General features: G+C 72.6%; 15 protein-coding genes and 2 pseudogenes. 10 read left to right on the forward strand and 7 right to left on the reverse strand.

Annotation, left to right across the window (positions count from 1 at the left end):
* The first annotated feature begins 74 nt into the window (after positions 1-74).
* The 3 genes from ABD946_RS17135 to ABD946_RS17145 are packed head-to-tail and all read left to right on the forward strand — an operon-like array spanning position 75 to position 3247.
* The gene (locus ABD946_RS17135; RefSeq protein ID WP_380149857.1) at positions 75-425 is read left to right on the forward strand and encodes a DUF485 domain-containing protein; all 351 of its coding nucleotides are present in this window, start codon (positions 75-77) and stop codon (positions 423-425) included.
* On the forward strand, positions 422-2026 hold the full coding sequence (locus ABD946_RS17140; protein ID WP_345284473.1) for a solute symporter family protein: 1605 nt from the start codon (positions 422-424) through the stop codon (positions 2024-2026). Before ABD946_RS17135 ends, ABD946_RS17140 begins: the two co-directional genes overlap by 4 nt.
* Positions 2027-2080: 54 nt before the next feature.
* Positions 2081-3247: a hypothetical protein gene (locus ABD946_RS17145; protein ID WP_345284474.1), complete on the forward strand. Its 1167-nt coding sequence runs from the start codon at positions 2081-2083 to the stop codon at positions 3245-3247.
* Here the strand turns inward: ABD946_RS17145 and ABD946_RS17150 are convergent.
* Both ABD946_RS17150 and ABD946_RS17155 read right to left on the reverse strand, forming a co-directional pair.
* A pseudogene (locus ABD946_RS17150) lies at positions 3217-3913 on the reverse strand (response regulator). The gene ABD946_RS17145 and the pseudogene ABD946_RS17150 sit on opposite strands and share 31 nt — an antisense overlap.
* Positions 3910-5541 carry a sensor histidine kinase gene (locus tag ABD946_RS17155; RefSeq protein ID WP_345284475.1) on the reverse strand — a complete coding sequence of 544 codons (1632 nt, stop codon included), beginning with the start codon at positions 5539-5541 and terminating at the stop codon, positions 3910-3912. Before ABD946_RS17155 ends, ABD946_RS17150 begins: the two are co-directional and overlap by 4 nt.
* A 225-nt stretch (positions 5542-5766) precedes the next feature.
* Here ABD946_RS17155 and ABD946_RS17160 point away from each other — a divergent pair, with 225 nt between their 5' ends.
* Genes ABD946_RS17160 through ABD946_RS17170 form a run of 3 tightly spaced genes read left to right on the forward strand, consistent with a single transcriptional unit; the run spans position 5767 to position 8526 of the window.
* Positions 5767-6591, forward strand: coding sequence for an ABC transporter ATP-binding protein (locus ABD946_RS17160; protein WP_345284476.1), 825 nt, complete (start codon positions 5767-5769; stop codon positions 6589-6591).
* Positions 6581-7450 (forward strand): ABC transporter permease, encoded by an 870-nt coding sequence (locus ABD946_RS17165; RefSeq protein ID WP_345284477.1) that lies wholly within the window; start codon positions 6581-6583, stop codon positions 7448-7450. Before ABD946_RS17160 ends, ABD946_RS17165 begins: the two co-directional genes overlap by 11 nt.
* Before the next feature lie 35 nt (positions 7451-7485).
* On the forward strand, positions 7486-8526 hold the full coding sequence (locus ABD946_RS17170) for an ABC transporter substrate-binding protein (RefSeq protein ID WP_345284479.1): 1041 nt from the start codon (positions 7486-7488) through the stop codon (positions 8524-8526).
* 24 nt (positions 8527-8550) lie between these two features.
* Here ABD946_RS17170 and ABD946_RS17175 read toward each other — a convergent pair whose 3' ends face one another.
* Entirely contained in the window at positions 8551-9462 is a 912-nt protein-coding gene (locus ABD946_RS17175; protein WP_345284481.1) for a ferredoxin family protein, read from the reverse strand.
* A gap of 177 nt (positions 9463-9639) precedes the next feature.
* Positions 9640-12093 (reverse strand): DNA gyrase/topoisomerase IV subunit A, encoded by a 2454-nt coding sequence (locus ABD946_RS17180; protein WP_345284483.1) that lies wholly within the window; start codon positions 12091-12093, stop codon positions 9640-9642.
* Between the two features lie 266 nt (positions 12094-12359).
* Between ABD946_RS17180 and ABD946_RS17185 the strand changes: the two genes are divergently transcribed.
* The 3 genes from ABD946_RS17185 to ABD946_RS17195 all read left to right on the forward strand — a co-directional run bounded on the left by ABD946_RS17185 (position 12360) and on the right by ABD946_RS17195 (position 16581).
* Positions 12360-13706 (forward strand): M16 family metallopeptidase, encoded by a 1347-nt coding sequence (locus tag ABD946_RS17185; RefSeq protein WP_345284485.1) that lies wholly within the window; start codon positions 12360-12362, stop codon positions 13704-13706.
* A complete protein-coding gene (locus ABD946_RS17190) occupies positions 13703-15088 on the forward strand; it encodes a M16 family metallopeptidase (protein WP_345284487.1) in 1386 nt (461 codons plus the stop codon). Before ABD946_RS17185 ends, ABD946_RS17190 begins: the two co-directional genes overlap by 4 nt.
* A gap of 299 nt (positions 15089-15387) precedes the next feature.
* The gene (locus ABD946_RS17195; protein ID WP_345284489.1) at positions 15388-16581 is read left to right on the forward strand and encodes an RtcB family protein; all 1194 of its coding nucleotides are present in this window, start codon (positions 15388-15390) and stop codon (positions 16579-16581) included.
* A gap of 4 nt (positions 16582-16585) precedes the next feature.
* Here ABD946_RS17195 and ABD946_RS17200 read toward each other — a convergent pair whose 3' ends face one another.
* From ABD946_RS17200 to ABD946_RS17210, 3 genes are all read right to left on the reverse strand, one after another.
* Positions 16586-17404, reverse strand: coding sequence for an LAGLIDADG family homing endonuclease (locus ABD946_RS17200; protein WP_345284491.1), 819 nt, complete (start codon positions 17402-17404; stop codon positions 16586-16588).
* Between the two features lie 92 nt (positions 17405-17496).
* Positions 17497-18330 (reverse strand): AzlC family ABC transporter permease, encoded by an 834-nt coding sequence (locus ABD946_RS17205; protein WP_345284493.1) that lies wholly within the window; start codon positions 18328-18330, stop codon positions 17497-17499.
* Between the two features lie 13 nt (positions 18331-18343).
* Positions 18344-18523, reverse strand: coding sequence for a hypothetical protein (locus ABD946_RS17210; protein WP_345284495.1), 180 nt, complete (start codon positions 18521-18523; stop codon positions 18344-18346).
* Between the two features lie 196 nt (positions 18524-18719).
* Between ABD946_RS17210 and ABD946_RS17215 the strand changes: the two are divergent.
* Positions 18720-18946, forward strand: a pseudogene (locus tag ABD946_RS17215) (glutaminase).
* Positions 18947-21638: the final 2692 nt, after the last annotated feature.

Consider the following 21638-nt stretch of genomic DNA (forward strand, 5'->3'; position numbering starts at 1 on the left):
AACGATCCGGGCGTACCGGAGGACCGGCCTCCGGGTTCGGCCTCCGCGCGCCGACGCCGATCGTGGAGCAGCCCGTGGCACAGCAGCAGGTACGAGAACGGGCGGCACGACCGCAGGCCGAGGTGTACCTCGCGGTCCAGGAGAGCGAGGCCTTCCAGCAGATCCGCCGCGGCTACCGCGGCTTCGTCTTCCCGGCCACCGGCGCCTTCCTCGGCTGGTACCTGCTCTACCTGGTGGCCCAGGTCGCGGCACCGGGCCTGATGGCGCGTCAGCTGGCCGGGCCGGTGAACGTGGCCTGGCTGCTCGGCCTGCTCCAGTTCGGCTCCACCTTCCTGCTCACCTGGCTCTACGTGCGGCACGCCCGCACCCGCCGGGACGCCGCCGCCCTGGAGCTGCGCTGGGACACCCAGGACCAGCTCCGATGACCGGCACCCGGCACCACCTGGCGGTCGGCCTGTTCGCGGTGATCGTGCTGGTCACCCTCGCCATCACCCTCTGGGCCGGACGCCGCGGCCAGGCCGCCGAGGAGTTCTACACCGGCGGCCGCGAGTTCAGCCCGCTGCAGAACGGCTTCGCGCTCTCCGGGGACTACCTCTCCGCCGCCTCCTTCCTCGGCGTCACCGGCCTGATCGCGCTCTACGGCTACGACGGGGTGCTGTACAGCGTCGGCTTCCTGGTGGCCTGGCTGGCCGTGCTGATGCTGGTCGCCGAACTGGTGCGCAACGCCGGGAGGTACACCCTGGCCGACGTGCTGGCGGTCCGGCTGCGCCGACGCCCGGTGCGGGCCGCCGTGGGCAGCGCCAGCGTGGTGGTCTCCCTGCTCTACCTGGTCGCCCAGATGGTCGGGGCTGGCAGTCTGGTGGCGCTGCTGCTGGGCACCGGCAGCGGGGCGGCCAAGACCTGGGCGATCGTCGCGGTCGGCGGGCTGATGATCGTCTACGTCACGGTGGGCGGGATGAAGGCCACCACCTGGATCCAGATCGTCAAGGCCGTGCTGCTGGTGGCCGGTTCGGTGCTGCTCACCGTGCTGGTGCTGATCCGCTTCCGGGGAGACCTGGCCGGGCTGATGCGCTCCGCCGCCGAGCACAGCGGCGCCGGCTCCGCGTACCTGCGGCCCGGCCTCAAGTACGGGGCCACCACGGCCAGCCGGCTCGACCTGATCTCGCTCGGCCTGGCCCTGGTGCTCGGCACGGCCGGGCTCCCGCACATCCTCTCGCGCTTCTACACCGTGCCCACCGCCCGGGCCGCCCGGCGCTCCACGGTCTGGGCGATCGGCCTGATCGGCGGCTTCTACCTGATGGCCATCGTGCTCGGCCTCGGCGCCGCCGCCCTGGTCGGCAGCGCCGCCGTCCGCGCCGACAACCCGGCGGGGAACACGGCCGTCCCGCTGCTCGCCCAGGTGCTCGGCGGAGGGGCCTCCTCCACCGGTGGGCTGCTGCTCTTCGCGCTGATCTCGGCCATCGCCTTCGCCACCATCCTGGCCGTGGTGGCCGGGCTGACGCTGGCCTCCTCCGCGGCCTTCGCGCACGACCTCTACCTCGGGGTCTGGCGCCGGGCCCGGGGCGGAGCCGAGGTGACGGCGCGTCAGGAGGTGCTGGTGGCCCGGGGCGCGGCGGTGCTGATCGGGGCGCTGGCGATCGTGCTCAGCCTCTTCGCCCAGCGGCTGAACGTGGCCTTCCTGGTCGGCCTGGCCTTCGCGGTGGCCGCCTCGGCCAACCTCCCGACGCTGCTCTACAGCCTCTTCTGGCGGCGCTTCACCACCCGCGGTGCGGTCTGGTCGGTGGCCGCGGGGCTGACCACGGCGGTGCTGCTGGTGGTCTTCTCCCCGGTGGTCTCCGGCTCCCGGACGTCCGTCCTGCCGGGCCTGGACTTCCACTGGTTCCCGCTGGAGAACCCGGGCCTGGTCGCCATCCCGGTCGGATTCCTGGCCGGCTGGCTCGGCACCGTCACCTCCCGCGAGCCCGCCGACCCGGACGGCTACGCCGAGTTGGAGGTCCGCGCCCTGACCGGCGCCGGGGCCGCCTGACCGGCGCCGGGGCCGCCTGAGGGGCCCTCACCTCCTGCCGGTACCGTCGGCCGGATGACGCCCACCGCCCTGCTCGTCGACGGCGCGGTCGCCTTCGCCACCGGCTTCGCGGTCCGCGCCGTCCCCCGCGTCGTACGCGGCCGGGAGCGGGCCCGCGCCGGCCGGACCGCGGGCCCGGCGGCGGCCCTCACCGTGGTGGTCGCGCTGGTCCTCCTCAACCAACTGCTCTGCGCCGCCTACCTGCTGCGGGTGCACGACGGCGACCCCTCGTACGTCACCCGGTACCTGCCCGAGGGGTGGTTCGCCCAGCCGGTGGGGAACCCGGTGGTGGAGTGGCTGGCCGAACGGCTGCCGGTGCCCGGGCTGTTCGCGGTCACCGTGCTCCGGGTGCAGGCCTTCCTGGAGCTGCCCCTCGTGCTGTTCGCCTACGGCACGGTGCTGCGGCTGCTCAGCCCGGGGCTCTACCGCCGGCTGCTCGGCTCGCGGCCGCTGGTGTGGGCCGCCGCACTCTCCTACACGGCGGTCTTCTGCGTGGTCGAGCGGGACCTGCACAACCCGTGGACCGGGCAGGACCTGGTGGTGCGGGCGGCCTCCTGCCTGGTCACCCCGCTGATGGTCACCGCGCTGGCCCGGCGGGAGACCGGTGGGGAGCGGCGGCTCGGGGCGGTCGGACTGCTGGGATTCACGCTCGGGCTGTGGGCACTGGGGCAGCTGGTGCTGGTGGTCTACGACACCGCGCTGCTCTACAACCTTGGGCACCTGGGGGCACGGTGGCCCTCGCTGCTGCTCGCTCTGGTGGGGGTGTTCGGGGCCACCCGGGCGGTCGACCGGTGGCCGGGAGCGGACGGCGGGGAGACGGCCGCGGCACTGGAGGGGGTGCTGCGCTGGTCGCTGGCCTACTTCCTGGTGCCCGCGCTGGCCGTCCGCTACAGCGTGGCCTTCGGCACCCCGCTGCTCGGCGCGCTGGCCGGGGGGCTGGTCGGGGTGCTGGCGCTCCGTCAGGGGCTGGGCGGCCGGGCCGGTGCCGCGCTGCCGTGGCTGCTCGTCGGCGGGGCGGCCGGGCTGGTGGCCGCGTACCTGGCGGTGCGGGCGGTCACCGACGCCACCTACGAGTCGGCGCTGCTGCGGGCGATGGCGGTGCTGCTCGGCACGACCGCGCTGACCTGCTGGTTCGCGGACCGCGGGCGGGCTCAGCGGGCGGGCGGGGCCGCCAGCAGGTAGCGGTGTTCGGGGCGGCCGGTGTCGCCGTAGCGCAGGGAGAGGCGCAGGCGGCCGTCGCGTTCGAGCTGCTTGAGGTAGCGCTGGGCGGTGGAGCGGCTGAGACCGGTGCGGTCGGCGACGTCCTGGGCGGAGAGCGGGCCCGGGGTGCGGCGCAGGGCGGCCAGCACCAGGTCGGTGGTGGGGGCGGAGTGGCCCTTGGGGAGGGCGGGTCGCGGCGGGGTCGGCGGTGCGGAGGGTGGCGAACAGCCGGTCCACCTCGGCCTGGCAGGTCTCCCGGGCGGCCGGGCCGGTGAGGGCCTGGCGCAGCTCGGCGTAGGCGGTGAGCTTCTCCCGCAGTCCGGCGAAGGTGAACGGCTTGACCAGGTACTGCAGTGCGCCGTGCCGCATCGCGGCCTGGACCGTGGAGACGTCGCGGGCGGCGGTCACCATCATCACGTCGCAGCCGATCCCGGCGGACTGGAGGTCGCGGATCAGCTCCAGGCCGGTGCGGTCCGGGAGGTGATGGTCCAGCAGGATCAGGTCGGCCGGGGTGCGGCGGAGCGCGGCGGCGGCCTCGGCGGCGCTGTGGGCCTGCCCGGAGACCCGGAACCCGGGGACCTTGGCGACGTACGCGGCGTGCACCTGGGCCACCCGGAAGTCGTCGTCCACCACGAGCACGTCGATCACCGGGGGGCTCCTGCGGGGTGGGGGAGGGGGGAGGGGAGCGGGTTCGGGTGCTCCGCGGGCGGGGCGGTCAGCAGGGCCTCGGGTAGGTCGACGGCGAACTCCGCTCCGCCGGAGGCGGACCGTCCGACGGTCACCGAGCCGCCCGCGCGCTCGACCTGACGGCGGACCAGGGGGAGGCCGAGGCCGCGCGGGCGGTGGGCGGGGGCCCGTTTGCTGGTCCAGCCCTCCTCGAAGACCCGCTCGCGCAGGTCGGGCGGTACGCCCGGGCCGTCGTCGGAGACGGTCAGGCGCAGGCGCGGCCCGTCGGCGAGGAGGGAGACCTCCACCGAACGGGCCGCGGACTCCAGCGCGTTGTCGAGCAGGTTGCCGAGAACGGCGGCGAGCATCCGGGCGTCGGCCGCCGCGTCCGGCAGGTGGCTGTCCGGGGTGACCGTCAGCCGGGTGCCCCGTTCGGCGGCGACCGCGGTCTTGCCCGCGAGCAGCGCGGCCACGTGCGGGTCCTGGACCTGTCCGGCGATCCGGGCGGCCACCGCCGCCTGGGTGCCGGACTCCTCGCAGAGGTACTGGGCGGCCTGGTCGTGCAGGCCGAGCTCCAGCAGGCCGAGCAGGGTGTGCAGCCGGTTGGCGTGCTCGTGGTCCTGGGCCCGGAGGGCCTCGGTGAGGCTCCGGGTGTGGTCCAACTCGCGGACCAGCGACTCCAGTTCGGTGCGGTCGCGGAGGGTGGTGACGGCACCGCCGTCGGCGGTGGCCATCCGGTTCATCAGCAGCACCTGCTGACCCCGGACGGCGGGCAGGTCCGCCCCGGTGACCCGGCCGGCCAGCACGTCGGCGGGGCGGCCGGGCGGCAGCACCTCGTCCACCGGGCGCCCGGTGCAGTCCTCGGGGAGGGCCAGCAGGCGGCGGGCCTCGTCGTTGGCCAGCCGGATCCGGCCGCGGGCGTCCAGCGCCACCACGCCCTCGCGGATGCCGTGCAGCATCGCCTCCCGCTCGATCAGCAGGGCGGAGATGTCGGCCACCGCGATGTTGTGGGTGCGCCGCTTGAGCCGCCGGGCCAGCAGCAGGGTGGCGACCGTCCCGGCCACCAGGCCGGTGCCGGCGCAGAGGGCGATCCCGTCGGTCATGCCGAGCAGTTGACGGCGGATCGACCGGTCGCTGATCCCGACCGAGACCTCGCCGACGATCCGGCCGTCGGCCAGCCGCAGCGGCACCTTGCCCCAGGCGGTGCGCCCGAGGGTGCCGTGCTGGATGGCGGTGACGCTCCGTCCGTTCAGCGCGGGCTCCGGGTCGGTGGAGACCCGCTGGCCGATCCGGGCCGGATCGGTGTGGGAGAGCCGCAGCCCGGCCGCGTCGGTGACCACCACGAAGCTGGCGTCGGTGGCCAGGCGGATCTGCTCGGCGTTGCGCTGGACGGTCGCGGAGTCCCGCTCGGCGGCGGCCAGGGCGATGGTCTCGTCGGCGGCGGTGGCCTGGGCGATGGACAGCGCCCGGGCCATCGCGTCCCGGTCCAGCTCGTGGCTGACCGGGGCGAGCAGCAGCCCGGCGGTCAGCGCCGTCACGCCGAGGGTGACCACGGTCTGGCCGAGCAGCAGTTGGGCGAAGACCCGGCGCGGCCAGTGCGGACGTCTCATCCGGGGCTCCTCTCCTCTCTCCGGGACGGCGCAGGTGACGGGCACCCTACGTTCGTCCTCGCGTCCTGTCAGCCCCCGTCCGCCGAGTATCCGGAAGCAGAACGAGCAGAACAGCCCCCTGTGCGCAGAACCCGCGCAACGCCCGCAAGCCTCCCGGCCCCGGCCCGCCCGCTCCTAGCCTCCCGGAGCACCGCACCACCACCCACCCGTGGAGGCCAGAGACCCATGAGCAGTACCCCGCCGGCGATCGAGCTGATCGGCGCCACCAAACGCTTCCGGACCCCGTCCGGCTCCCTGCACACCGCCGTCCACAGCCTCGACCTGGCGGTCGCCCCGGGCGAGTTCGTCGCCGTGGTCGGCCCGACCGGCTGCGGCAAGTCCACCACGCTGACCCTGGTCAGCGGGCTCGAGGAGCCCACCGAGGGCGAGGTGCTGGTGCACGGCCGCCCGGTCACCGGGATCGACCCCGAGGTCGGGTTCGTCTTCCAGCAGGACGCCGTCTTCCCCTGGCGGACGGTGCTCTCCAACGTCGCGGCCGGCCCCCGGTTCCGGGGCGTGCCCGCCGCCGAGGCGAAGGAGCGGGCCAGGGACTGGCTGGCCCGGGTCGGCCTGGCCGCCTTCGAGGACCGCTACCCGCACCAGCTCTCCGGCGGCATGCGCAAGCGCGTCGCGCTGGCCCAGACCCTGGTCAACGACCCGCGGGTGCTGCTGATGGACGAACCGTTCTCGGCCCTGGACGTGCAGACCAGGGCGCTGATGTCCGATCAGCTGCTGGAGCTGTGGGCCGGCACCGGCTCCTCGGTGGTCTTCGTCACCCACGACCTGGACGAGGCGATCGCGCTCGCCGACCGGGTGGTGGTGATGACGGCGGGCCCCGCCACCGTCAAGGAGGTCTTCACCGTGGACCTGCCCCGGCCGCGCACCGTCGAGGCCGTCCGCCTGCAACCCCGCTTCGTCGAGCTGTACCGGGAGATCTGGGCCTCCCTCGGCGAGGAGGTCCGGATCACCCGTGAACGAGGTGCCGAACGAGGAGCCGACCGTGCAGCCTGACACCCTCACCCCGCCCGCCGCCGCTCCGGCCGCCGCCGGCTCCCGCACCGAGGCCCGCGAACGGGCCGCCCGGCAGCGCCGCCTGGGCGTCGCCGGGGCCCGCGCCGCCGTGCTGGCGGGCTTCCTCGGCCTCTGGGAGCTGGCCGCCCGCACCGGGGTCGTCGACCCGTTCAACTTCTCCCAGCCGTCCCGGATCTGGGCCCAGATCTGGCAGTGGACCACCCACGGCACCGCACAGGGCTCGCTCGGCGAGCAGATCGGCTACACCCTCTACGAGGCCCTCACCGGCTGGGTGGTAGGCGTGGTCGGCGGCGTGCTGCTGGGCATCGCGCTCGGCCGGGTCCGCTTCCTGGCGGACGTGTTCGGCCCCTACATCAAGGTGCTCAACGCGATCCCCAGGATCGTGCTGGCCCCGATCTTCCTGATCTGGTTCGGCCTCGGCCCGGCCTCCAAGGTGGCCTCCGCCGTGGTGCTGGTCTTCTTCCCGGTCTTCTTCAACGCCTTCCAGGGCGCCCGCGAGGTGGACCGCAACCTGATCGCCAACGCCCGCATCCTGGGCGCCTCCAACCGCCAGGTCACCTTCCGGGTGGTCATCCCGGCCGCCACCAGCTGGATCTTCACCAGCCTGCACGTCTCCTTCGGCTTCGCCCTGATCGGCGCCATCGTCGGCGAGTACATCGGCGCCACCAAGGGCCTCGGCCTGCTGGTCGCGGCCGCCCAGGGCACCTTCAACGCGGCCGGGGTGTACGCGGCGATGACCATCCTCGCCGTGGTCGCCCTGCTCACCGAGGGGCTGCTCACCTTCGCCGAGAAGCGGCTCTTCCGCTGGAAGCCGGCCGACTCCGGCGACGGCCGCTGACGCCCCCTCACCTCCTCGTCGAAAGGCACCCACCCGTGCGCAGAACCGCTCTCCTCGCCGCCGCCCTGCTGCTCACCCTCACCGCCTGCGCCAACGAGGCCTCCTCCTCGCACAGCGCCGGCTCCGGTCCGGTGGTCGAGGGCCCCAAGGTCAAGATCATGGTCGGCGGGCTGGACAAGGTGATCTACCTGCCCGCCATGCTCACCCAGCGGCTCGGCCACTTCGCCGAGGCCGGGGTCAACGTCGAACTCCTCACCGAGCCCGCCGGGGTGAACGCCACCACCGCCCTGCTCGCCGGGGACGTGCAGGGCGCCGTCGGCTTCTACGACCACACCATCGACCTCCAGGCCAAGGGCAAGGAGGTGCAGTCGGTGGTCCAGTTCTCCCAGGCACCCGGCGAGGTCGAGGTGGTCTCGGCCAAGCAGGCCGGGGCGATCCGCAGCGGCGCCGACTTCAAGGGCAAGAAGCTCGGCGTCACCAGCATCGGCTCCTCCACCGACTTCCTCACCAAGTACCTGGCCGTCAAGAACGGCGTCGCGGTCAGCGAGTTCAGCCCGATCGCGGTCGGCGCCGGGCAGACCTTCATCGCCGCCATGCAGCAGGGCTCGATCGACGCCGGGATGACCACCGACCCGACCGTGGCCAACGTCCTGGCCAAGCAGATCGGCACCGTGCTCTACGACATGCGCACCCCCGAGGGCTCGCGCGCCGCCCTCGGCGGCCTCTACCCCTCCTCCTCGCTCTACATGAACACCGCCTGGGTCCAGCAGAACAAGGAGACCGTGCAGAAGCTGGCGAACGCCTTCGTGAAGACCCTCAGGTGGATGAACACCCACACCCCCGAGGAGATCGCCGCCAAGATGCCCGCCGACTACGCCCAGGGCGGCGCCGAGCAGTACGCGGCGGCGATCAAGGCCACCCTGCCGATGTTCACCACCGACGGGGTGATGCCGCCGGAGGGGCCGAAGACGGTGCTCGCGGTGCTCGGCGCCTTCCACCCGGACGTCCAGGGCAAGGAGGCGTCGATCGACCTGGCCCGTACCTACACCACGGAGTTCGTCTCCAAGGCCGGCTGAGGGTCGGACGGGGGCAGACGGGTGTCAGCCGAGGTCGGCCAGGGCGGTCAGCGAGGTGACGTCCATCCGGGACGGCGTGGCCGCGGCCTTGCCGCAGCTCTCCGCCCGGGGCGGCTCGCTCACCCCCGCCGTCACCTCGGCCCGCCAGGTCCGGCCGTCCTGGTGACGGACCGTCACCCACCAGCCCTCGCCGTCCCGCTCCTGGTCCACCGTCAGGGCGTCGGCGGCGCTCTCGCCGGTCAGCAGCCGCACCGCCTGCTCGGCGGCCTGGCCCGGCCGGTCCCAGTACGAGCGGCCGCGCGAGAACTCCGGCACCACGTGGCCGACGGCGGTGGCCGCCAGCACCTCCTTGGCGGCCGTGGGGCTCAGCCGCCCGTACGCGTAGCCGAACGGGAGCACCAGCATGGTGGGGGAGAAGCGGTGCCCGCCCAGGTGGGTCACCTCCCACACCTCCGCGTGCCCGGCCGCGGCCAGCTCGGCCGCCAGCGGGCGGCCGAGCAGCGCGCAGCACCGGTCCCGGCGGCCGTTGGTGCACACCAGGGCCAGCGGGTCGCCGCGGTGCTCGGCGCCGAAGTTGCCGTGCTCGCCCGCCCCCAGGGCGGCGAAGTCCAGGGCGAGCAGCTCCGCCGGATCGGCCACGCCGGTGCGGCGCACCCAGGAGCGGCCCGGAGCGGTGTGCGCGAGGACCACCTCGTGCCGGGCGGTCCCCAGGCGGTCCGCGTGCCGGCCGGGCCGCCGGATCAGTGCCACCCGGACCCCGGTGCCCGCGGCCGCCGCGTCCAGCGCCCGGCCTACCGCCGGGTCCAGGTGACTCTCCGTCAGGGCCTTCGCGCCCCAGGGGCCGGCCTGTTCCACCAACAGCCAGGTCGTCGCGGTGGCCGCCGTCGCGGACAGCGGCTCGGTCAGTTCGCGGGACAGCGTCGCACAAGTGCTCACGCCGGTAAGGCTACCCTTCCCCGCCTCCCGGCCGCAGTGAGTACGAACTTGTTCCGTCGGATCCCGGCGGCGACGACGGGAGGGCGGCACCGGTGATCCGGTACCGCCCTCCCGTTCGCGTCAGGCCGTCGGCCCGCTCGGCCAATCGGCCCCTCAAGCCCTCAGGCCCTCAGGCCCTCAGGCCGTCGGCCCGCTCACCGCGGCGACGGTGCCGGTGACCGGGGTGCCCGAGCCGTCGCGGCGCGGATCGCGCTCCGGGAGGTCGACCGGAGCGCCGTTGGCGGTGCAGGCACGGGCCGGGGCCGGGCCGGCCCAGGCGAAGGCCAGGCCGTCCTCGCCGCGGAGGAAGCGCTGCACCCGGACGCCGCCGGTGGCGCGCCCCTTGCGCGGGTAGAGCTCGAAGGGCGTGACCTTCCAACTGCTGTGCTCAGAACCGGAGAGCGTGCCCGAGGCGGCGGCCACCGAGACCACCACCGCGTCCGCGGCCGGGTCCACCGCGGTGAAGGAGAGCACCCGGGCGCCGTCGGCGAGCTTGACGCCCGCCATGCCGCCCGCCGGGCGGCCCTGCGGGCGGACCTGGCCGGCCGGGTAGCGCAGCAGCTGGGCGTCCGAGGTCATGAACACCAGGTCCTCCTCGCCGGTGCGCAGCTCCACCGCACCGACCACCTCGTCGCCGTCCTTGAGCGCGATGACCTCGAACTCGTCCTTGTTGGCGGGCCACTCGGGCACCACCCGCTTCACCACGCCCTGCACCGTGCCCAGCGCCAGACCCGGCGAGGACTCGTCCAGCGTGGTCAGCGCGATCACCCGCTCACCGTCGTCCAGGCGGAGGAACTCGCCCACCGCCGCACCCCCGGCCAGCGAGAACGACGGCGAGGGCGGCAGCGCCGGCAGGTCGATCACCGGCAGCCGCAGCACCCGCCCGGCCGTCGTCACCGCCCCGACGTCGGCCCGCGCGGTGGCCGGCACCGCCGACACCACCACGTCCTGCTTGGAGCGCGTCCCGGAGAACTCCACCGGCTCGCCGTCCGCCGTCCGGGCCAGCAGGCCCGTCGCCGACAGCAGCACCCGGCACGGATCGTCCGCGACCTCCAGCGGCACCGCCAGCGAGGCGGCCGGGGCCGCCCCGGCCTCCAGCAGCACGGTGCGCCGCTCGGTGCCGAACTGCTTCGCCACCGCCGCGAGTTCGCCCGAGACCACACTGCGCAGCTTGCTGTCCGAGTCCAGGATCTCGGTCAGCTCCGCGATCTCCGTCAGCAGCTTGGCCTGCTCGTCCTCCAGCTCCACCCGGTCGAAGCGGGTGAGGCGGCGCAGCGGGGTGTCCAGGATGTACGCGGTCTGCGTCTCCGACAGCGAGAAGCGCTCGATCAGCCGCTCCTTCGCCTGCGTCGCGTTGTCGCTGGAGCGGATGATCGCGATGACCTCGTCGATGTCCACCAGCGCGACCAGCAGGCCCTCGACCAGGTGCAGCCGCTCCTGCCGCTTGCGGCGGCGGAAGTCGCTGCGCCGCCGGACCACCGTGAACCGGTGGTCGACGTAGACCTCCAGCAGCTCCTTCAGGCCCAGCGTCAGCGGCTGGCCGTCCACCAGCGCCACGTTGTTGATGCCGAAGGTCTCCTCCATCGGCGTCAGCTTGTAGAGCTGCTCCAGCAGCGCCTCGGGAACGAAACCGTTCTTCACCTCGATGACCAGGCGCAGACCGTGCTCACGGTCCGTCAGGTCCTTGACGTCGGCGATGCCCTGGAGCTTCTTGGCGCCGACCAGGTCCTTGATCTTGCCGATCACCTTCTCCGGGCCGACGCTGAACGGCAGCTCGGTGACCACGATGCCCTTGCGACGGGCCGTCACCGCCTCGATCGAGACCGTCGCCCGGATCTTGAAGGTGCCGCGGCCCGACTCGTACGCGTCCCGGATGCCCGACAGGCCGACGATCCGCCCGCCGGTCGGCAGGTCCGGGCCCGGCACGAAGCGCATCAGCGTCTCGAGGTCCGCCTGCGGGTGCTTGATCAGGTGCCGGGCGGCGGCCACCACCTCCGCCAGGTTGTGCGGCGGCATGTTGGTCGCCATGCCGACCGCGATGCCGGTGGCGCCGTTGACCAGCAGGTTCGGGAACGCGGACGGCAGGACCGTCGGCTCCTGCTCGCTGCCGTCGTAGTTCGGCCCGAACTCGACGGTGTCCTCGTGGATCGACTCCACCATCGCCATCGAGGCGGCCGTCAGCCGCGACTCGGTGTACCGCATCGCGGCCGGCGGGTCGTCGTTCCCCAGCGAACCGAAGTTCCCGTGTCCGTCGATCAGCGGCAGCCGCATCGAGAACGGCTGCGCCATCCGGACCACGGAGTCGTAGATCGAGGCGTCGCCGTGCGGGTGCAGACGGCCCATCACCTCGCCCACCACACGGGCGCACTTGACGTGCGCGCGGTCCGGGCGCAGGCCCATCTCGTTGGCCTGGTACAGGATCCGGCGGTGCACCGGCTTCAGGCCGTCGCGCGCGTCGGGCAGGGCGCGGGAGTAGATGACCGAGTAGGCGTACTCCAGGAAGGAGCCCTGCATCTCGTCCACCACGTCCACGTCGAGGATGCGCTCCTCGTAGTCTCCGGGCGGCGGGGTGGGCGAACTGCGGCGGGCCATCGCGGCTTGGCTCCCTTGCGTCTCTGACGGTACTTCGGTAAACGTCCGGGCTCGGCGCCGGGGTACGGCGCCCCCCATTGTGAACCCTAAGGCTGACAGCCCCAGTCAACCCCCTCCCCCCTGACGCCGCGTCCGCCCGTGGCGAACGCACCGTTGGCGCGGGCACAACCGGACGCGCCGTGCGTTGCACCAGAATGAGGAACGGCATCCCTGCCACCCGGACCAGCCGTCCGGCCGCGACCGACCGAAGACGGGAAGGACCCAGCATGGCCAACCCGGCCCCCGCCTCCACCCGAGGACTCGCCATCACCGAGCACCGCCTGGCCAACGGCCTGCGCGTGGTGCTCTCCGAGGACCACCTCACCCCGGTGACCGCCGTCTGCCTCTGGTACGACGTCGGCTCCCGCCACGAGGTGAAGGGGCGCACCGGCCTGGCCCACCTCTTCGAGCACCTGATGTTCCAGGGCTCCGCCAACGTCTCCAACAACGGCCACTTCGAACTGGTCCAGGGCGCCGGCGGCTCGCTCAACGGCACCACCAGCTTCGAGCGCACCAACTACTTCGAGACCATGCCCGCCCACCAACTGGAGCTCGCGCTCTGGCTGGAGGCCGACCGGATGGGCTCCCTGCTGGCCGCCCTCGACGACACCTCGATGGAGAACCAGCGCGACGTCGTCAAGAACGAGCGCCGCCAGCGCTACGACAACGTGCCCTACGGCACCGCCTTCGAGAAGCTCACCGCGCTCTCCTTCCCGGACGGCCACCCGTACCACCACACCCCGATCGGCTCCATGGCCGACCTGGACGCCGCCACGCTGGAGGACGCCCGCGCGTTCTTCCGCACCTACTACGCGCCCAACAACGCGGTGCTCTCCATCGTCGGCGACCTCGACCCCGAGCAGACCATCGCCTGGGTCGAGAAGTACTTCGGCACCATCCCCGCCCACGACGGCAAGCAGCCCCCGCGCGACGGCACCCTGCCCGGGGTGATCGGCGCCGAGGTCCGCGAGCTGGTCCGCGAGGACGTCCCCTCCCGCGCCCTGATGGCCGCCTACCGCCTGCCGCACGACGGCACCCGCGAGGCCGACGCCGCCGACCTGGCGCTCACCATCCTCGGCTCCGGCGAGTCCAGCCGGCTCTACAACCGGCTGGTCCGCCGCGACCGCACCGCCGTCTCGGCCGGCTTCGGCCTGCTCCGCCTGGCCGGCGCCCCCTCGCTCGGCTGGCTCGACGTCAAGACCTCCGGCGACGCCACCATCGCCCAGATCGAGACCGCCGTCGACGAGGAGCTCGCCCGCTTCGCCGCCGAGGGCCCCACCGCCGAGGAGCTCGAGCGGGCCCAGGCCCAGATCGAGCGCGAATGGCTCGACCGCCTCACCACCGTGGCCGGCCGCGCCGACGAACTCTGCCGCTACGCCGTCCTGTTCGGCGACCCCAAGCTGCTCAACGAGGCGCTCGGCAAGGTCCTCGACGTCACCGCCGAGGAGGTCAAGGCCGTGGCCGCCGCCCGCCTGCGGCCCGACAACCGCGCCGTGCTGGTCTACGAACCCACCGCGGGCGACTCCGACGACGCTGCCGCTGACGACACCCAGGACGAGGAGGCGGCGGCATGACCGACCCCACCCCCACCATGACCTTCCACCCCAAGCCGACCGCCGGCGACCCGAGCCCGTGGGCCTTCCCGGCCCCCGAGCGGTCCGTCCTCGGCAACGGCCTCACGGTGCTGGACTGCCACCGCCCCGGCCAGCAACTGGTCGCCGTGGAGATCCAGTTGGACGCCCCGCTGGCCGCCGAACCCGACGGCCTCGACGGCATCGCCAACATCCTCGCCCGCGCCCTCAGCGAGGGCACCGACACCCTCACCGCCGAGCAGTTCGCCGGCGAGCTCGAGCGGGCCGGCGCCACCCTGGACGCCCACGCCGACCACCCCGGCATCCGGGTCTCCCTCGAAGTCCCCGCCTCCCGCCTGGAGCGCGGCCTCAGCCTGGTCGCCGACGCCCTGCGCGCCCCCGCCCTCCCCGAGGACGAGATCGAGCGCCTGGTCGCCAACCGCCTCGACGAGATCCAGCACGAGCAGGCCAACCCGGCCCGCCGCGCCGCCAAGGCCCTCTACGCCGAGCTCTTCGAGGAGGCCGACCGCCTCTCCCGCCCGCGCAGCGGCACCGCCGACACGGTCAAGAACATCACCCGGGCCGCCGTCCACGCCTTCTACGCCGCGCACGTCCGCCCCTCCACCGCCACCGCGGTCGTGGTCGGCGACCTCACCGGCATCGACCTCCCCGCCCTGCTGGAGGCCACCCTCGGCCAGTGGACCGGCACCGCCGTCGAGCCCAGCGCGCACGCCGCCGTCACCGCCGACGACACCGGACGGGTCGTCATCGTCGACCGGCCCGGATCGGTCCAGACCCAGCTGCTCATCGGCCGGATCGGCCCCGACCGCCACTCCGCCGACTGGGCCGCCCAGATCCTCGGCACCTACTGCCTCGGCGGCACCCTCACCTCCCGCCTGGACCGCGTCCTGCGCGAGGAGAAGGGCTACACCTACGGCGTGCGGGCCTTCGCCCAGCCGCTGCGCTCCAACGCGGCCGGCACCGGCCGCTCCCTGCTCGCCATCAGCGGCTCGGTGGACACCGCCTCCACCGCCCCCGCCCTGGCCGACACCTGGACCATCCTGCGCACCCTCGCCGCCGAGGGCCTCACCGACGCCGAGCGCGACGAGGCCGTGCAGTTCCTGGTCGGGGTCGCCCCGCTCAAGTTCGAGACGGCCGGATCGGTGGCCGCCACCCTGGCCGACCAGGTCGAGCAGTACCTGCCCGACGACTACCAGGCCGAGGTCTACCGGCAGCTCGCCGCCCTCGGCACCGACGCCGCCACCTCGGCCGTCGTCGCCGCCTTCCCGCCGGACCGGCTGGTCACCGTGCTGGTCGGCGACGCCTCCGCGTTCGCGGACGCGGTACGGGAGTTGGGGATCGGCGAGGTCACCGTGGTGAGCTGACGCACTGTCGGCACGCGGCCCGGTGGAGCCCTTTCGGCTCCGCCGGGCCGTCTTTTATTTCGTTGTGCCGCTGTCGGTGGCTGTGGCTAGATTGCTCCCGTCGCCACACGGGCGGCCATCGAGCACGGGAGAGGAGGCGGTCACCATGCGGGTCGAGCGACGAACTGGCTCCCCGAGGCCGTACTTCCCCTGTGCGGCTCTCTGAGCCCTCTCGGTCTTCCCCGAGCCACGCCGGAAGCTTCGCGTGGCAGTTCGTTCTCCTTACGCTTGAACCAGCCGACCCGTGGAGGTCGTTCACCATGTCGTACACCGAAGTCCCCGGCATCCGCGTCCCGATCCGGATGTGGACCAACCCCTCGACGGTCGAGGGCGCCGCGATGCAGCAGCTCCGCAACATCAGCTCCCTCCCGTGGCTGCACGGCCTCGCCGTGATGCCGGACGTGCACCTCGGGAAGGGCGCCACGGTCGGGTCGGTCATCGCCATGAAGGGCGCGGTCTGCCCGGCGGCGGTCGGCGTCGACATCGGGTGCGGGATGAGCGCGGTGAAGACCTCGCTCACGAAGAAGGACCTGCCCGACGACCTGTCGCGGCTGCGCTCGAAGATCGAGCAGGCCATCCCGGTGGGGCGTGGGCTGCACTCGGATCCGATCGATCCGGGCAAGCTCCACGGCTTCGCCACGGCGGGCTGGGACGACTTCTGGCAGCGCTTCGACGGGGTCGCTCCGGAGGTGAAGTGGCGGCGCGAGCGGGCCATGCAGCAGATGGGGACGCTCGGCAGCGGAAATCACTACCTCGAACTGCTGTTCGATACTGAGGGGTCGATCTGGCTGACGCTGCACTCCGGGTCGCGGAACATCGGCAAGGAGCTGGCGGAGCATCACATGGGCGTCGCCCGTGGACTTCCGCACAACCAGGGACTGGTCGACCGTGACCTGGCGGTCTTCATCTCGGACACCCCGCAGATGGCGGCCTACCGTTCGGACCTGTTCTGGGCGCAGGAGTACGCCAAGTACAACCGTGCGCTGATGATGGCCCTGTTCAAGGACGTCGTCCGGCGGGAGCTCCCGAAGGCCAAGGTCGCGTTCGAGCCGGAGATCAGCTGCCACCACAACTACGTGGCGGAGGAGCAGTACGACGGCGTCGACCTGCTGGTCACCCGCAAGGGCGCGATCCGGGCCGGCGGCGGAGAGTACGGGATCATCCCGGGCTCGATGGGCACCAGTTCGTACATCGTCCGCGGCCTCGGCAACGCGGCGGCGTTCAACTCGGCCTCGCACGGCGCCGGTCGGAAGATGAGCCGGACGGCGGCGAAGAAGAAGTTCACCGCGCAGGACCTGGCAGACCAGACCAAGGGCGTCGAGTGCCGCAAGGACAGCGGCGTGGTGGACGAGATCCCGGGCGCCTACAAGTCCATCGAGAAGGTGATGGACCAGCAGCGCGACCTCGTCGAGGTGGTGGCTCAGCTCAAGCAGCTCATCTGCGTGAAGGGTTGACGGATCAGGCCAGGGGGCGCGGGAAGCGCACCCTGGCCTTTTTCGGTCCTTGGACGCGCCAGCGGCGCATCTGGCAGCTCTGGACCGTGCGGTTCAGCAGGACGGCGGCCTCCGCCGGGTCCGCTGTGGCGAGGAGGAGTTCGGTCTCCTCGTCGGTCCAGGAGCGGCGATTGTTCCTCCGCACGCCAGCAGGTCGGACCCACGTCGTGACCGCCTGTGCCGCCGCGAGCTTCCGCGGCAGGGCCAGGCAGCCGGGGTGGTAGAGGTCGCTCGTGATGGTGACGGCGTCCTCCCGGGTGATGCAGATGTTGTAGATGTCGTCGCGTGCGTTGCGGTTGAGGATGCGGCGCTGGCCGGTAAGGCGCTCGGCGTAGGCCAAGAAGTACGCGACGACGGCGTCGCTCTTGGTGGTGAGGCTGATGAACGGCAGGTCTCGGCCGGTCCGGCCCAGGGAACCGTCGGCGTCCACCAGGCCGCGCAGGTAGTCGCGTTCGGAGTGCGGGGCCGTGGGTGGGGCTATGGTGTCCGACTTCCGGCCGGGCGGTAGGCCAAGGCTCTGGAGCGTTTCGCGGAATTCGCGGGCGCAGACCGTCCAGACGACCGACGTGTGTTCGGCGGCGAAGTTGGTGCTGCGGGTGCGGTACCTGATCGAGCTGTTGTAGGGGCAGAGGCGCTGGAACTCCTCCAGGAGCGGGGCGTCGCGGGCGGACAGCTCCACCGACAGCCGGCCCTTGTTGCCGGGGCCCTGGTGGAGGTGGCCGTCGGCCTGGAGGAAGCCGAACATGTAGGCGTGCTCGGGGCGTTCGAGGTCGAAGTCGTTCATGGTGCCCAGGGTGGGCGTCGGGGAGGAGCCTCGTTCCCGGAAGCGACTCGGGCCACGCGATCGGATGGATTGGCTAAAGGCGATTTGTCCGCTTAGCCGAGCTGGAGCGCCGTCATGTAGACCGCCGTGCCCGCCAGGACGCTCAGCAGGGCGCTGCGCCGCCAGAGTTGGAGTCCGACCGTGGTGGTCAGGCCGGCGGTGGCGGGGAGGGCGGTGGCGGCGGTGGTGCCGTGGAGGGTGTAGACGGCGAGGATGACCATCACGCCGGCGGGCATGGCGGTGGAGAGGTAGGTGAGGAAGGGGGAGTCGCGGAGGCGGCCGAGCAGGAGGAAGGGGGCGGCGCGGAGGGCGAGGGTGACGGCGAGCATCACCAGGAGGCCGGTCAGGAGGTTAGCGGTCACTGGGCACGGCGGCGGCTCCTGAGGGTGTGGCGGACGGCGAGGGCGGCGACGTAGAGGCCGAGGGCGACGGCCAGCAGTTGGCCGGGGGCGATCAGCAGGGCGGTCAGCGCGGAGAGCAGCCCGAGGACCGGGCCGGGGATGTCGCGGGTGGCGCGGTAGCCCTCGACGGCGAGGGACCGCGATCAGGGCGGTGAGGGTGAACTCCAGTCCTTCCAGGCCGGCCGGGAGGGCGGAGCCGAGCAGGGCGCCGAGCAGACCGCCCGTCACCCAGTAGGCCTGGCACAGGGCCTGGATGCCGAGCACGTAGCCCGAGGAGAGCGTCTCGGCCGGCTTGGTGGCGGTGAGGGCGTAGGCCTCGTCGGTCAGCGAGTAGACGCTGTAGGCCTTGCCGAGCCGGCCCCGGACGCGGTGCAGCGGGAAGGAGAGCCCGTAGAAGACGTGCCGGAAGTTGACCAGGAAGGTCGTCATGGCGAGCGAGGCGAGCGGGGTGACGGCGAGCAGCAGGCCGATGGCCAGGAACTCCACCGAGCGGCGTAGATCAGCACCGAGAAGAGCGGGGCCCACCACCAGCGTAGCCGCTCTGGGTGAGCAGCACGCCGAAGGCCAGCCCGAGCGGGAAGATCCCGATGCCCACGCCGAGGGTGTCCCGGAGGGCGGCGCGGGGCGGGACGAGCGGCGGTGCGGGCAGTGGTGCGGGTGGCGGGGCGGTGGCGGTCATCCCGGCACCGTAGGCGGTGCGGCCGTCCGAATGCGAACGGCATTTCGACTGGTGGGACGCGTGCTCGCACAATGGCCGGGTGGACTACCAGCAGCTCTTGCACCAGGCGATGGCGACCGCGCTGAGCGCGCCCGAGCGCGGCCGGCCGGCCGACTACATCCCGGCCCTGGCGGCGGTCGACCGACGGGCGTTCGGCATGGCCATCGCGACGGTGGACGGTGAGGTGTACGGCGCGGGGGACTGGGAGACGCCGTCTCGGTGCAGAGCGTCCTCAAGCTGTTCACCCTGGCGCTGGCCCTCGCCGAGGGCGGGGAGGACGGCGACGCGCTGTGGCGGCGGGTCGGCCGGGAGCCGTCCGGCAATCCGTTCAACTCGCTGGTGCAGCTGGAGACGGAGCAGGGCATCCCGCGCAACCGTTCATAAACGCCGGCGCCCTGGTGTGACGGACCGTCTGCTGGAGCTGACCGGGGACGCGGTCGGCGCGGTGCGGGACTTCCTGCGGGCGGAGTCGGGCACGAGGCGATCGAGGTGGACGACGACACTCCCTGGTGAAGACGCGGCAGAGACAGGCAAGGGAACGGATAACGCGGCGATAGGAGCCACTTACGCCAGCTACGGGAACCTGCGCAAAACGGGTGGAGGAGCGTGAGGGAGAATACTAAACGCAGAACGTGAGTGATCCGCAGACGCTGCCGGGAACTGGCAGCGGGGGGGAGGTTCAGGCCCGGAAAGCGCGGTGAGGCGGAAGGCGTCACGGCTCTGAGGACAGGAGCGAGGCGAAGCGGTTCGTGACAAGCAGGTGCTGACCGAACTGCGGCCGACGAAGCGCCCGTGGGGAGTTCGCCTTCCGGGTAGGGATCCCAGGCAAGAGCGGGGTCGGCCGGCGGGATCCTGGACAGGGGATGCCGGGGCGACGCCGGGGGTCATGAGTGTGGAGACCGGGGATGGACAAGGCGGGGAAAATAGGTTTTGCATGAGGTGGCGGACGATTGGACGCGATGGAAACACGGCCAAGGGGTGGCGGTGTTCTGAGGTAAGGGCGCAAAGGAAAGGGAGCGAGCACGACGGATGAACGGTGCGCGAGCCACGTCGGATGAGGCGTCAGGCGGAGGGGAGCTCGTCCCAGGCCCGACTGGACCAGCACTTCGCCCAGGAGGTCCAGCGCATCGCAGAGCAATCCCTTTGCCGTCGTGTCACGTCGCCCCAAGGGACGAACGGGTCAGCACAGACCTGGGCGCCCGAAGGCACAGATAAGTGCACCGAATGGAGGACAGAGCGTGACCGGGTGCCAGACAATCCTGGGCGATGGTGTACGGGGCAAGCAACGCGGTCGCGCCCGCGACAGAAGACGGGAGGCGGGACGGCGTGCAGGCCCTCGCCAAACCGATGGTGGACGCTGCGCCCGCTCAGCCATGTGACGTGCCTTTCAGGTGGTGCTGGTGAGCTGGGTCTGTCTAGACCAGCCCCCCCTGTCGACATGCAAACTGGGCGAGGTCCCGCGCCGCATGCGGACTCTTTGGTGGCCAAAGTCCCACCCGCCGGGACCACCCGCGTGCCGGCAGGCTCGCCGGGGCGAAGGCGTGAGGGGGCCGCTGCGCGGAGCCGGGGGGAGGGCGGGGGAGGGCCCGGGCCGAGCGGAAGCGCAGGCGGGGCCCGCCGGGCGCCGCCGGGGTGAGAGGCCTGCATCGGTGGAGGCCGGGAGCGTCTAACTGACGCTGTGGAAGACCGGTGCGCCGCACGGCGACGAGCACAGCTACCCCAAGCACTGGGAGGCCGACGTCCTGCTGCGCGACGGCGGCACGGCCCCGGATCCGCCGATCACCGAGGCCGACGCCGACCGGCTGGTGGAGTTCTACGAACAGGTCTCGACCAGTCGAAAGTACTTCCGGTTCTTCGCGCCGTACCCCGGCTCTCCGACAAGGACGTCCGCCGGCTTCACCACCACGACTACGTCAACCGGGTCGGCCTGCCGTCGGGTAGAGGGACGCTTCACGGCCAACGTCCGCTACGACCGGATCGACCCGCACGGCCGCCCCTCGTCACCGGGACGGAAGCAGAGTTAGGCCTTCCTGGTGAAGGACACCCAACAGAGCCGCGGCGTGGCCCGGCGCTGCCTGGAGCACATCGCGGCCCGTCAGGCCCCAGGAGCGCGGCATCCGCCGATTCCAAGCCGAGGTGCTGCGGAGAACAGGAAGATGGTGAAGGTCCTCACAAGACAGCGGGCTACTCCAGCGACGGTCATTCGACCGACGGCCCCCCCTTTGGTGAACCTCGGAGTTCGACATGGAGCCCACCGACCTCCGCGCTGCGGTGATCGGGCCCGCGAGCACGCGGCCGAGGCGCGTTCGGTGCAGCGGCTGCTGACGCCCCGTTTCGGTCGCGGTGATCGGGGTCCTCCCGCCAGCCGCAGTCGTCGGCGATCGCTGCTGCGCAACCTGCGCGGCGGCGGCTTCGCGTGCCGAGCTGTTCGCGTCGAAAACCGGGAACGCGGAGCCGGGCACCCCGATCGACGGCGTGCCCAGCCACCGCCTCGGTGCTGGAGATCCCTGGCACGTAGACCTGGCCCGGTGATCGCCTCCCGGCCCCCGCCGCTTGCCCGCAGGCCGTCGCGCGAGTGCGGGGCGCACGGCGTGCAGGGCGGGTGGTGGGTCACGCCTGGCTCCGCGGAGACCGTTCCGGATGTGGCGGAGCCGCCAGCGGGCCCTGGTGCGCCAGGCCCGGGCGGACGGCCATGCGGGTGATCGGGCCGAACGCCTTCGGCCTGGTGAACACCGATCCCGAGCGGCCGCTTGAACGCCATCGCTCTCCCCGGCGCTGCCCGGCGCGGGCCCGTTCGGCCTGTTCTGCCAGTCCGGGGACGATCGGGGTGGCGCGCTGGAGACCGCGCACCGCCGGGGCCTGGGGATCTCCTCCTTCGCCTCTCGGCAACCGCGCCGACGTCTCCCGGCAACGACTGGCTGCAGTCCACTGGATGACGATCCCGGGGCGACCGCAAGGTGGTGCTGCCTACTGACCGGAAGTCCTTCGCAACCCCGGAAGTTCACCCGGATCCGCCCGGCCCCTCGCCGCGAGGCAAGCGGTGGTGGTGGTCAAGGGCCCGGCACACCCGGCAGCC

The sequence above is a fragment of the Kitasatospora albolonga genome (genome assembly GCF_039535905.1).
Classification (GTDB): domain Bacteria; phylum Actinomycetota; class Actinomycetes; order Streptomycetales; family Streptomycetaceae; genus Kitasatospora; species Kitasatospora albolonga.